This window comes from Kocuria sp., from assembly GCF_030538595.1.
Classification (GTDB): domain Bacteria; phylum Actinomycetota; class Actinomycetes; order Actinomycetales; family Micrococcaceae; genus Kocuria.
The window spans coordinates 1-11209 of record NZ_JAUNTS010000026.1; the positions used below are offsets into that span (position 1 = coordinate 1).

The window sequence follows — 11209 nt, forward strand, 5'->3', positions numbered from 1 at the left end:
GAACCAGTGACCTCTTCCGTGTCAGGGAAGCGCGCTACCGCTGCGCCAATCGCGCTCGCCGTGCAGATTTTGAAAACTGACGAGCTGGTGGGTTTTACCGAGGTGGAGACGGGATTCGAACCCGCGTAGACGGCTTTGCAGGCCGCTGCCTAACCACTCGGCCACCCCACCGGGACCTGTGTCCATTAAGGACTTGGCCTTGGAGGACAATACTTCAAGATATTGTTCTCTCAGAGCGGTTGACGGGAGTCGAACCCGCGACCCTCACCATGGCAAGGTGATGCTCTACCAGCTGAGCTACAACCGCATTGTGATCATTGGTTTCACGTTTCCGTGGCCAACGTTCGATCGAAAACTCTAGCACAGCTTTTCTCAGCCCCGGTTGCCCGTTGTTGAGCGTTCATAGCCCGCTGTTTCCGACGCCAGAGACTTTAGGTGACCCGATCCTGCCTGCGCAAATCGACTCGGAACGGGGGTTGAAGTCGGTGTCTGTGGCTGTGCTGCGGGGTCGAGTGGGTCGATTGGCACCATCCGGGTCACCTGCGCTATGGTTTCCAGGTCGCAAGCGCGATTGGCGCAGTGGTAGCGCGCTTCGTTCACACCGAAGAGGTCACTGGTTCGAACCCAGTATCGCGCACGTTTGGACCGAGAGCCCCACCCGGGAGGAACACCGGGTGGGGCTCTTTGCATGGGAAGAGGCAGCACCGGCTCCTCATGCTCACCGGCGTAAGAAATCGGTGTCCCACCCTGATCCTGATGGAGAGGCAATGACTCAGCCAAGACTTGCCGAGCAGACGGCCTACGGGCGCATGTATGCCCGGGCGGTGGGGGAGACGGCCACGGTTCCTTCCATCACCACGGTGCTCTCACGTGCTGCCGTGGATCTGGGTGGCTGGCACGGATGGCTGGCAGCACAAGCTGTTCTGGAGGACAGCAGGTTGCCCGGGGCGCTGGGGTCGCCGTCGCGCATGAAAACGGTGGCGCGGGATGCTGCCGGAGCGGCTGAACGTTACCGGGACCAGGCCGCTGAGCGCGGTGACCGGGTACACAACTATTGCGAGCAGATAGCGCTGCACGCCATGGGGCAACCGGCTGATCCCGAACAAGCCAGGGCTGCCCTGCGAGATTGCGGCGAAGAAGCCTATGCCGCCCGGTTCGACGAGTGGTGGGCGCTGTATTCCCCCACGCCGTTGGCGGCGGAAGTCACCGTGTGGAACCACACGGTGGGCTATGCCGGAACCTTGGATCTGGTGGCAGAGATTGCAGGCAAAGTGTGTCTGATCGACTACAAGACCAAGGGAACCGATCGCAACGGGCGGGTCAAAGCCTTGGACCCCAAGGTGGTGACTCAGCTGGTGGCCGGGTTGAAGGCCGAGGAGCAACTGGTGGACGCGGAATCCGGGACGTGGGAGCCGTGGGCCTACGGGCAGGCTGACCTGTTGCTCGGGGTTGCGGTTGGTCCCACGGAGGTGGTGGCTCAGCAAGCAGTTCCGGAGGTTTTGGCGGCTCACTGGCACAAATTCTGTGCCCTGCACCGGGTGTGGACCCACGAGGCCACTTTGGCCACCGCCGGTGCCTCGTTACGGCCCGTGCCGCCGCCACCTGCCCCATAGACTGTTTCTTGCTGCGCGGCATCACCGAATGGGCGCGGCCCAGTCACCCCACCAGGAGAGCTCAGCTTCATGGCCGTACGCCCCATCCGAACCATCGGCGATCCCGTGCTGCGTGCAGGTGCCCAGCCGGTGACCACTTTTGACGCACCGGGACGCACTGAGCTGCAGAACTTGGTGGATGACATGGTGGAGACCATGCACGATGTCCAGGGCGTCGGGTTGGCTGCCCCGCAGATCGGTGTGAGTTTGCGGGTTTTCGTGTACGACGTCGCAGGCCACCGTGGGCATGTGATCAACCCGGTCCTCACGGTGGGGGATCAGCCGCAAGAGGGCTCCGAAGGCTGCCTCTCCGTACCGGGGATGGGTCATCCCACGCCCAGAGCGCAGTACGCCAAGGTCACAGGGCGTGATGTGAACGGTGAACCGTTGGAGGTGGAAGGGGACGGGTTGCTGGCCAGGTGCTTGCAGCATGAAACCGATCACCTGGAAGGCAAGCTCTACGTGGACCGGCTGGAGGGCGCGGCAAAAAAGCAGGCCATGCAGGCGATCCGCAACCGTGACTACGCCTCCGTGGTGGCTGGTGTTCGCGGGGAGCGCGGGGAATCGCTGGCCTCCGGGCGCGGCTCCAGCTTTGGGGGAGGTACGGTATGAAGGTGCTTTTTGCGGGGACTCCGCAGGTGGCCGTGGAGCCACTGAAATTTTTGGCTGCCCAGGAGGACATCGACGTCGTAGGGGTGCTGACCCGCACGGACGCTCCCGCGGGGCGTAAGCGACGATTGACTCCATCACCCGTGGCTCAAGCGGCCACTGACCTGGGGTTGCACGTGATCAAGGCAAATGCGGTGGACGAGCCTGTCCTGGAGCAGATCCGAGCCACGGGTGCGCAGGTGGGGGCCGTGGTGGCTTACGGAGCGCTGCTGAAGGCCCCGGTGTTGGCCGCACTGCCCCTGGGGTGGGTCAATCTGCACTTTTCCGCGCTGCCCCAATGGCGCGGTGCGGCGCCGGTCCAACGCTCACTGCTGGCCGGGGAGTTGACCGCTGCGGCCACCACCTTTGTCTTGGACCCCGGCATGGACACCGGTCCGATCCTGCGAGGGTTCACGGAGACGGTCCAAGCCGATGATGTGGCTGGAACCGTGCTGAGCCGTCTGAGCGTTGAGGGCGCCCCCGTGTTGGCTGATTCCCTGCGTGATCTGGCCGCCGGCATTGAACCCACGCCACAGAGCGGGGTGGGTAGTTTGGCACCCAAACTCACAGCCGCGGATGGTCGGTTGAACTGGAACCGACCGGCACACCGTGTTGCTGCACGGGTGCGGGCCGTGACTCCGGAACCCGGTGCGTGGTGCGAATTGGACGGGGCTCGGTTCAAGATCACAGGACCGCTCCTGTTGGAGTCCAACACGGAGGCCGCCTTGCGTGACAGCCCAGGTGAGTCAGACGGCACAGATCAGTCCGATGGCACAGATGCTCCGCTGCAGCCCGGAGAGGTCCGCCTGGTGCAGCACAATGTGGTGGTCGGCACCGGTTCCACTCCCGTGGTGCTCACCCAGGTTCAGCCGGCCGGGAAAAAAGCCATGGCCGCAACGGATTGGGCACGGGGCCGATTGGCCGGAACGCAACCCGGAGAGGTGGTTTTGGTATGAGTGAACGTAGGCCGGGACAGGACAAGTACGGACGCCGGGACAGGGACTCCGGCAGGCGCCGCGATGATCGCGGGCGGCAACGTAACCGGCGGGCCATGGGGGACCGTAAGTTTTCCGCCAACGCGCCGTCGCAGCGCACCCGCCGCACGGACCCGGCCCGGTTGGCGGCTTTCCGCACGCTGCGTGCTGTGGCCGCTGACGATGCCTATGGCAATCTTGTCCTGCCCGAACAGATCCGCAGGCTCAACCTCAATCGCAGGGATGCCGGGCTTGCCACGGAGCTGGCCTACGGTGCCTTGCGTCATCAAGGGACGTGGGACGCCATCCTGGCCGAATGCGTGGACCGCCCGCTGGCCAAAATTGACCCGCCCGTGCTGGATGCCCTGCGGTTGGGAGTCCATCAACTGCTGGCCATGCGCATTCCGGATCACGCCGCCCTTGATCAGACCGTGGGCTTGACCCGCGCTGAAATTGGCGCGGGGCCCTCCGGACTGGTGAATGCCGTCCTGCGCAAGGTCATGGCCCATGACCTTCAGGGGTGGCTGGCAGAACTCACCCGGAACAGCGACGACGTCGGCCGCCTGGCCTTGGAAGGCGCCCATCCGGTGTGGATTGTGCGAGCGCTACGTCAAGCCCTGGCCATTCACGGGCGTTCGACAGCTGAAATTGCTGATCTGCTGGCCGCCGACAACGCCGCGCCCTCCGTTCACCTGGTGGCACTGCCTGGCTTGGGGAATGTGGCATCTGTTGTGGAGGACGGAGCCACGATCAGCACGCTGGCACCTGACGCGGCCGTCAGTGCAGGCGGTGACTTGCACCGTGTGGAGGCGGTCCGCGATGGGCTGGTCCGGGTGCAGGACATCGGCTCCCAACTGGTGGCACGCTCCGTGGTGGAAGCCAGCCCGGTGCTCCCCGGTGAAAAGTGGTTGGACCTCTGCGCCGGACCCGGTGGCAAAGCGGCCCTCCTGGCAGCGTTGGCTGCTGAACACGGTGCGCATCTGACGGCCATTGAGGTGGCCGAACACCGTGCGCAGCTGGTGCGCCAAGCCCTGGACGTGGTGGAGCACAGCGCGTGGACGGTGCAGACAGCCGATGGGCGGGACATCACCGGCGCAGATGCAGGTCAAGCTCAGGGGCCACCAGGTTTCGATCGAATCCTGGTTGATGCACCGTGCACGGGGTTGGGGGCATTGCGGCGTCGTCCGGAAGCGCGATGGCGGCGCACACCCCAAGACCTTGCTGAGCTGACCGTTTTGCAGGCACAACTGCTCCAAGCGGCTGCCGATGCCTTACGCCCTGGCGGTCTACTGGTCTACGCCACCTGCTCACCACACGCGGCTGAAACCATAGTGGCTGTGGAGGACGTGCTGAAAGCACGACCGGAACTCCAGCTGGTGGATGCGGGTGAACCCGTCCGAGGGGCAGCACTTCCCGGCGCGTTGGACGGTGAGGCCAACCCGGCCCATCGCTACAGCGGGAGCCAGAAAAATCATGCGGACGGTGCCGCCACTGTCCAGCTGTGGCCCCACGTGCACGGCACGGATGCCATGTTCATTGCCCACTTTCGCAAGAATCCCGGTGTGAAGGAGTCATCATGAGCCGCTGCTGCATCAACCCATCCATCCTCTCGGCCGACTTTGCCAATCTGGAAGCGGAGTTCGCCCGGATTTCCAGCGCGGATGCCGCTCATGTGGATGTGATGGACAACCACTTTGTTCCCAATCTCACCTTGGGATTGCCCGTGGTGGAACGACTGCAGGCCATCTCTCCCATTCCGCTGGACGTCCACCTGATGATTCAGGATCCAGACCGATGGGCACCCGCCTACGCGGAGGCCGGATGTGCCTCCGTGACCTTCCACGCAGAAGCGGCAACGGCGCCCATCAAGCTGGCCCGCGATTTACGCGCAGCACAGGCCAAAGCGGGGCTGGCCATCCGCCCGGCCACCGCCGTGGAGCCCTACCTGGAGCTCCTGCCGGAGATTGACATGCTCCTGATCATGACAGTGGAACCAGGCTTTGGGGGACAGAAGTTCTTGGAGGTCACACTGCCCAAGATTCGCCGGGCAGCCCAGGCCATCCGAGCTCATGGCGGCCAGGTGGCGTTGCAGGTGGACGGCGGTATCACGGAGGAAACCATCGTTCGGGCAGCAGAAGCCGGTGCGGACGTGTTCGTGGCCGGTTCCTCCGTGTACGGGGCACAAGATCCGCAGGCAGCGATCACGGCACTGCGGCGGGCCGCAACCGTGTCATAATCGGCAGAGTCGACACGACGTGCTCCGAGATCGGTGAAATTCCGAGCCGGCGGTTACAGCCCGCTAACCGAGCGCAGTGCGGATGGACGGCCCCGGGACGGGGCAAGAAACGCACTGCGACCTCGGCCTGACCGGTGAAATTCCGGTGCCGACAGAACAGTCTGGATGGGAGGAGCACCCGCGGTGGCCCCTGTGGCGTGCCGCGTTTTCTCCCATGCCACCAGTCTCGAACCCGCCGGTCGGTACCGGCCGGTTCCCGCACAGTCTCGGTCCTGGTTCACAACCGTGATTGCCATTGCGTGATCTGAGCACAACCGGTGGTTCTCCAGCCAGTGCAGGCTGGATCCGCGGCACTGGGAGGCCTTGGGATGGACGTCCTGAGATGGCTCTTTGAGGCCCAACTGCATATTGGAGACGGCTTCATTCTCTGGCGGGAAGTGCTGGGCAACATTTTTGGCCTGCTCTCCGCTCTGGGCGGGATGCGCCGCAAGATTTGGGCTTGGCCGGTGGGGATCATTGGTAACGCCCTGTTGTTCACGGTGTTCATGGGTGCTGTTTTCGGATCGCCCAACCCGGTGAACCTGCTGGGCCAGGCCGGCAGGCAGATCATGTTCATTGCGGTGGCCGTCTACGGGTGGGTCCGCTGGCAACAAAGCCGGGGCACGGGGCATGCTGCAGTGACACCGCGCTGGGCCACTGGGCGGGAACGGCTGCTTCTGCTGGGAATCCTGGTGATCGGGACCGTGGCCGTGACCCCCATTTTCCGGGCCTTGGGCTCGTACGAACCGGTGTGGGCGGACGCCTGGATTTTTGTGGGGTCCGTGGTGGCCACCTGGGGCATGGCCCGCGGCTGGACCGAGTTCTGGCTGGTCTGGGTGGCCGTGGACGTGGTGGGCGTTCCGTTGCTGATCAGCGCCGGTTACTGGGCATCCGCGGCCATGTACCTGTTCTACGGGATTTTCACCCTGATCGGATTTTTCGTGTGGTGGAGGGTGCAACGTCGGCAGCAAACAGCAGCACAGCAGACCGCACCCCTCAGCCAGAGTGATCAGCACACTGTCACGGTGGAAACCGCGTTTCCGGATGTCACAGTCACGGTCAATACGTCCACCAAAGCAACCGAGTGAGGCACCGGATGACTCAGCGCACCCCACAGCCCGGTTTCAGCTCGGCAGAGTACCAAGCCATGGCGGCAGCATTGGACGCTGCCCTCCTGGGACCGCGCGGTGCCAACCCGCTGGTGGGGGCCGCCGTCGTCAATGCGCACGGTCAGATTCTTCACGTGGGTCACCACCGCGGTGCGGGTACTCCCCACGCGGAAGTGGATGCCATCACCCAAGCTCGGGCGGCCGGTACGGATCTTCGGGAGGCCACCATGGTGGTCACCTTGGAGCCGTGCGATCACCGCGGACGGACCGGACCGTGTTCCCACGCCATTCTTGAGGCAGGCATTCAACGCGTGATCTATGCCGCTGCAGATTCCACTGCTGCCGCCGGAGGTGCCGAGACTCTGCGGCAGGCCGGTGTCCACGTTGCTCGGGGTCTGATGGAGGCCCAAGCGGTTGACCTCAACCATCGGTGGTTCCGGGCGCAAGAGCAACGGCGACCGTTCGTGACGGTCAAGACCGCCCAAAGTCTGGACGCGCGCATTGCTGCCGCTGATGGCACCAGCCAATGGATCACGGGGGAGGCTGCCCGCGCCCACGCGCATGCGGTGCGTGGGCGTGTGGATGCGATTTTGGTGGGCACCCAGACCGTGTTCACGGATGACCCACGGCTCACCGTGCGTGGAGCCTCGGGCACGGTGGGTGAGCGGGACTTGGGTACCGGACTTCCTCACCCGGGGCCGTTACGGGTGGCCATGGGGCACCGCACGGTGCCTGCCACAGCAAAAATCCGGGGAACTGACGGCAGGTTCCGGCACCTGGCAACGCATGACCCCTTCACCGCCCTGGAACAGCTTTACGACGACGGCGTACGTCACCTCCTGGTGGAAGGTGGCGCCACCGTGGTGGGCGCCTTCCTGGCAGCAGATCTGACCGATGACCTGTGGGTTTATCAGGCCCCCGTGATACTCGGTGCCGGACGTGGCTCCATTCCCGATCTGGGGGTGCAAACCCTGCGTGAAGCATTGCGGTTTCGTCCGGATGCCAGCGAAGGCGCAGCTGTGCAACACCTGGGCGATGACCTGGTATGGCACCTGGAGCCAGATCGCCCATTGCCCAGCGCCACCACCGCCCAGCCGTATCTCAACTCTGATCAAGGAAAGGAGAACTCCTGATGTTCACTGGAATTGTGGAAGCCACTGGAACGGTCATTGCCGTGGATGACGGAGCCAAAGGCTCCGGAGATGGAACGGTGCAGCTACACATTCGCGCCGGTCACCTTGTGGCGGATCTTCCACCCGGAGGATCATTGGCGGTCAACGGAGTGTGCCTGACCAGCACGAGCACCAGCACCTGCGCCGCTAGCGGAGGCGGCGCTGGCAGGCAGCCGGAGGGGGAATCTCAACTCACGTCGCAGTTTTCCCGCCAGGAGTTTGTTGCAGATGTCATGGGTGAGACGCTGGCCCGGACCACCCTGGGCGAACTCACCCCGGGAGACACCGTCAACCTTGAACGTTGTGTGCCAGCCACCGGCCGATTGGACGGGCACGTGGTGCAGGGACACGTGGATGTCACCGGCCGCATTGTGCAGCGTGTGAATCACGGTGCGTGGGAAACGCTGCGTGTCAGCGTGCCTGTGGAGCTGGCACCGCTGGTGGCGGAAAAAGGATCCATTGCCATGGATGGCGTGTCTCTGACGATCAGCGCAGTCAGCTCGGCGGATGCCGGCGAGCACTGGTTTGAGGTGGGACTGATTCCCGCCACGTTGGCGGCCACCGGACTTGGCACCAAAGGGATTGGCTCCAGGGTGAATCTGGAGGCGGATGTGATGGCCAAATACGCTGCGCGGTTGGCGCAATTCCACGGCGGTGCCACAGCGCAACCCGGGGCAAGCCCTCAACACTCCATCGCTGACCCCACGCATCCCCGTGGCGGGGAGGAATCCCGATGACAAGCACTGCCGAGCACATTGTGCTGGATCCCATTGATCTGGCGGTGAACGCCATAGCGGCCGGTGGCGCGGTGGTCGTCGTGGATGATGAAGACCGTGAAAACGAAGGCGACCTGATTTTCGCCGCCCTGCATGCCACACCGGAACTCACGGGGTTCACGGTGCGCCACACCTCCGGCGTGCTGTGCGTTCCCATGCCGGGTACTCGTGCCGATGCGCTGGGACTACCGGCCATGACCGCCGTCAACCAGGATGCCAAGGGCACGGCTTACACGGTGACCTGCGATGCCCGGCTGGGTGTCAGCACCGGTATCAGCGCCGATGACCGTGCCCGGACAGCGCGCGTTCTGGCCGCCAGGGACAGCGGCCCGCAGGCTGTCACCCGTCCCGGACACATGCTGCCATTGCGCGCTGTGGACGGTGGAGTCCGGCAGCGCCCGGGTCACACGGAGGCTGCCGTGGAGCTGTGCTCCTTGGCAGGGCTGGAACCGGTTGGGGTGATCGCCGAGCTGGTGCACGACGACGGCTCCATGATGCGTTTACCCGCCCTGCGGGAATTTGCCACCGAACACGGGCTGCCATTGGTGAGCATTGCTGATCTGGTGGCACACCTTGATGGGGACTCCCAGAACGCGCCTACGACCCACGGCACAGACCATGCTGGGCCGCAATCGGTTGCCGCCGGACGGACACCCACACCACGGAAAGTCACGGCTGCCTCTGAAGCCGTGATAATCCCTGTACCGGAAGGGCGATTTTCGGTGCGGGGGTGGCAGGTGCCAGATGCCGATGGCACCACCATCGGTGAACACCTCAGCCTCACCGCACTGCAACCCGGAACTGAGCAGCCGTTGAGCACCGCGGACACCCCGCTGGTCAGACTGCATTCCGAGTGTCTGACGGGAGATGTTTTTGGGTCCTACCGCTGTGACTGCGGGGCGCAGCTGCACCAAGCTCTGGCGCAGCTGGCGGAACACGGCGGCACCCTGATTTACCTTCGACGTCACGAAGGCCGTGGCATTGGGCTGGTCAACAAGCTGCGAGCCTACCGACTTCAAGACGGTGGAGCGGACACCGTGGAGGCCAATGAACTCCTGGGCTTTCCCGCGGAAGCACGTGACTGGGGCGCTGCAGCAACCATCCTGCGTGAACTCGGTTTGGAGCGGGTCCGGCTGCTGACCAACAATCCCGCCAAGGAATCGGCTCTGCGGGAATTGGGGATCGACGTCGTTGAACTGGTACCCAATGAGGTCCAAGCCCGAGCGGAGAACCACGATTACCTGGTCACCAAACGTGACCGCATGAACCACCTGCTGCACCACGTTGAAGATGGCGTGCAGCCAGATCTGACGTACAGAGAGGACCCCACATCATGAGCGGACACGGAGCACCCCAACCGGCGCTGTCCACCATCAACGCAAGCGGCATTTCAGTCGCGGTAGTGGCCTCCAGCTGGCACACCACCATCATGGACGGGCTGCTGGACGGGGCCCAACGTGCCCTACGCGACGCCGGAATCCAACAGAGCACAGTCCTGCGGGTTCCCGGTTCCTTTGAACTGCCCGTGGCGGCGGCCCGATTGGCCAGTCATTACGACGCCGTGGTGGCACTGGGGGTGGTGATTCGCGGCGGTACGCCGCACTTTGACTACGTATGTCAGGCTGCAACCGACGGCATCACCAAGGTGTCGGTGGAAACGGGCACCCCCGTGGGGTTCGGTGTGTTGACCTGCGACACCGAAGAACAGGGCCTGGACCGCGCCGGCTTGGCCGATTCACAGGAGGACAAAGGCTACGAGGCCACCGCAGCGGCCATTGAAACTGCTGTCACCCTCCGCGAACTGGGGGTGTGAGACCTCAGAGTTCGTCGTCCTCGGCCTGCTGCTGCCAACGGTTGAAGTCCAAGGTCAAGTACAGGGCCAGGGCGGGGGAGTTGTCCTCACGGATACGCAAACTCACCCGTTCGTGGCCGGCTTCCTTGAGCGCAAAAGCAGACTCCCGAACCAGCCGTTCAGCCAAGCCTTGGCGCCGGTGAGCGCTGTCGGTGAACAGCTCAAAAATGTACGGGGCATCCGGTAGACCTTCACCGGCACGGCGCTCCACCACCAGAGAAGCTGCCACAATCTCGCCAGAATCATTGAGGACCACGGGTGAGGCTTCCGGGAGAAATGGCCCGTATTCGCCGGCGAACAGATCAGTCACAATCTGCTTGGCCTGGTCCAAGCTGTCCACCCCGCCGTTGGCGCTGTCCAAGCCCGCTGCTTGATAAGCAGCGTAGAAAAGCTGGGCCAAGGCATCCTGATCGCCCAGTTCCGTATGACGCGATGGGAGCGAGGCGGCGATGGAGCGGGGTACTACATCGCCGGTGCGTGCGATCAAAATGATGGTGCCGGTCATCGTGCCCTCCGTCTGGGTTCCTTCATTGATCCTTCTGCGTGTAAGCGTACTCACCTGCAGGCGCTGAAACGCCATGATGTGTCTGATCGTGTCTAGGTCGTTGTAACTGCGTCAGTGCTTGGCAGGTGCCTTGGAGGTGAATCCGGGTTCTACGCCTAAAAGTGTGTAGCGCAGGCCCCTGGATCCCAACTAGCAGTAGGGCAACACCAGCCTTGACATGCTTTGAGAGCATGTCAGGTGTCCCTT

The 11209-nt window shown here is 63.8% G+C and carries 11 protein-coding genes, 3 tRNA genes and 1 riboswitch; of the genes, 11 read left to right on the plus strand and 3 right to left on the minus strand.

Features of this window, described 5'->3' with window-relative positions:
* Positions 1 to 100 precede the first annotated feature (100 nt).
* Together Q4G32_RS13800 and Q4G32_RS13805 are read right to left on the minus strand one after the other, a co-directional pair.
* Positions 101 to 171, minus strand: a tRNA-Cys gene (locus tag Q4G32_RS13800).
* Between the two features lie 63 nt (positions 172 to 234).
* Positions 235 to 307: transfer RNA gene (locus tag Q4G32_RS13805), tRNA-Gly, on the minus strand.
* A 258-nt stretch (positions 308 to 565) separates the two neighbouring features.
* On the opposite strand from Q4G32_RS13805, the gene Q4G32_RS13810 reads away from it, so the two are divergent.
* From Q4G32_RS13810 to ribH, 11 genes are all read left to right on the plus strand, one after another.
* Positions 566 to 637 (plus strand) — tRNA-Val (locus Q4G32_RS13810).
* A 130-nt stretch (positions 638 to 767) separates the two neighbouring features.
* Entirely contained in the window at positions 768 to 1613 is an 846-nt protein-coding gene (locus Q4G32_RS13815) for a cytochrome (RefSeq protein ID WP_303352310.1), read from the plus strand.
* Positions 1614 to 1682: 69 nt separating this feature from the next.
* Positions 1683 to 2264, plus strand: coding sequence for a peptide deformylase (def, locus tag Q4G32_RS13820; protein ID WP_303352311.1), 582 nt, complete (start codon positions 1683 to 1685; stop codon positions 2262 to 2264).
* The gene (locus Q4G32_RS13825; protein ID WP_303352313.1) at positions 2261 to 3256 is read left to right on the plus strand and encodes a methionyl-tRNA formyltransferase; all 996 of its coding nucleotides are present in this window, start codon (positions 2261 to 2263) and stop codon (positions 3254 to 3256) included. The genes def and Q4G32_RS13825 overlap by 4 nt, the downstream gene beginning before the upstream one ends.
* Entirely contained in the window at positions 3253 to 4854 is a 1602-nt protein-coding gene (locus tag Q4G32_RS13830; RefSeq protein WP_303352314.1) for an RsmB/NOP family class I SAM-dependent RNA methyltransferase, read from the plus strand. Before Q4G32_RS13825 ends, Q4G32_RS13830 begins: the two co-directional genes overlap by 4 nt.
* Positions 4851 to 5510 (plus strand): ribulose-phosphate 3-epimerase, encoded by a 660-nt coding sequence (rpe, locus tag Q4G32_RS13835; RefSeq protein WP_303352316.1) that lies wholly within the window; start codon positions 4851 to 4853, stop codon positions 5508 to 5510. The genes Q4G32_RS13830 and rpe overlap by 4 nt, the downstream gene beginning before the upstream one ends.
* 16 nt (positions 5511 to 5526) lie before the next feature.
* A riboswitch (FMN riboswitch) is annotated at positions 5527 to 5691 on the plus strand.
* A gap of 187 nt (positions 5692 to 5878) precedes the next feature.
* On the plus strand, positions 5879 to 6637 hold the full coding sequence (pnuC, locus tag Q4G32_RS13840) for a nicotinamide riboside transporter PnuC (RefSeq protein ID WP_303352319.1): 759 nt from the start codon (positions 5879 to 5881) through the stop codon (positions 6635 to 6637).
* A gap of 8 nt (positions 6638 to 6645) precedes the next feature.
* Positions 6646 to 7791, plus strand: a complete 1146-nt coding sequence (ribD, locus tag Q4G32_RS13845) for a bifunctional diaminohydroxyphosphoribosylaminopyrimidine deaminase/5-amino-6-(5-phosphoribosylamino)uracil reductase RibD (RefSeq protein ID WP_303352320.1) — start codon at positions 6646 to 6648, stop codon at positions 7789 to 7791.
* Complete coding sequence (locus tag Q4G32_RS13850; protein WP_303352321.1) at positions 7791 to 8567, plus strand: riboflavin synthase; 777 nt, start codon at positions 7791 to 7793, stop codon at positions 8565 to 8567. The genes ribD and Q4G32_RS13850 overlap by 1 nt, the downstream gene beginning before the upstream one ends.
* Positions 8564 to 9943, plus strand: coding sequence for a 3,4-dihydroxy-2-butanone-4-phosphate synthase (gene ribB, locus Q4G32_RS13855; protein ID WP_303352323.1), 1380 nt, complete (start codon positions 8564 to 8566; stop codon positions 9941 to 9943). Before Q4G32_RS13850 ends, ribB begins: the two co-directional genes overlap by 4 nt.
* Complete coding sequence (gene ribH, locus Q4G32_RS13860) at positions 9940 to 10419, plus strand: 6,7-dimethyl-8-ribityllumazine synthase (RefSeq protein WP_303352325.1); 480 nt, start codon at positions 9940 to 9942, stop codon at positions 10417 to 10419. The genes ribB and ribH overlap by 4 nt, the downstream gene beginning before the upstream one ends.
* A 4-nt stretch (positions 10420 to 10423) precedes the next feature.
* On the opposite strand, the gene Q4G32_RS13865 is transcribed toward ribH, so the two are convergent.
* The gene (locus Q4G32_RS13865; protein ID WP_303352326.1) at positions 10424 to 10963 is read right to left on the minus strand and encodes a GNAT family N-acetyltransferase; all 540 of its coding nucleotides are present in this window, start codon (positions 10961 to 10963) and stop codon (positions 10424 to 10426) included.
* Positions 10964 to 11209: the final 246 nt, after the last annotated feature.

Bases quoted from the DNA above. Each gene is read 5' to 3' on its own strand.
- Q4G32_RS13815 (WP_303352310.1), top strand. From the start codon at position 768: ATGACTCAGCCAAGACTTGCCGAGCAGACGGCCTACGGGCGCATGTAT.
- def (WP_303352311.1), top strand. From the start codon at position 1,683: ATGGCCGTACGCCCCATCCGAACCATCGGCGATCCCGTGCTGCGTGCA.
- Q4G32_RS13825 (WP_303352313.1), top strand. From the start codon at position 2,261: ATGAAGGTGCTTTTTGCGGGGACTCCGCAGGTGGCCGTGGAGCCACTG.
- Q4G32_RS13830 (WP_303352314.1), top strand. From the start codon at position 3,253: ATGAGTGAACGTAGGCCGGGACAGGACAAGTACGGACGCCGGGACAGG.
- rpe (WP_303352316.1), top strand. From the start codon at position 4,851: ATGAGCCGCTGCTGCATCAACCCATCCATCCTCTCGGCCGACTTTGCC.
- pnuC (WP_303352319.1), top strand. From the start codon at position 5,879: ATGGACGTCCTGAGATGGCTCTTTGAGGCCCAACTGCATATTGGAGAC.
- ribD (WP_303352320.1), top strand. From the start codon at position 6,646: ATGACTCAGCGCACCCCACAGCCCGGTTTCAGCTCGGCAGAGTACCAA.
- Q4G32_RS13850 (WP_303352321.1), top strand. From the start codon at position 7,791: ATGTTCACTGGAATTGTGGAAGCCACTGGAACGGTCATTGCCGTGGAT.
- ribB (WP_303352323.1), top strand. From the start codon at position 8,564: ATGACAAGCACTGCCGAGCACATTGTGCTGGATCCCATTGATCTGGCG.
- ribH (WP_303352325.1), top strand. From the start codon at position 9,940: ATGAGCGGACACGGAGCACCCCAACCGGCGCTGTCCACCATCAACGCA.
- Q4G32_RS13865 (WP_303352326.1), bottom strand. From the start codon at position 10,963: ATGACCGGCACCATCATTTTGATCGCACGCACCGGCGATGTAGTACCC.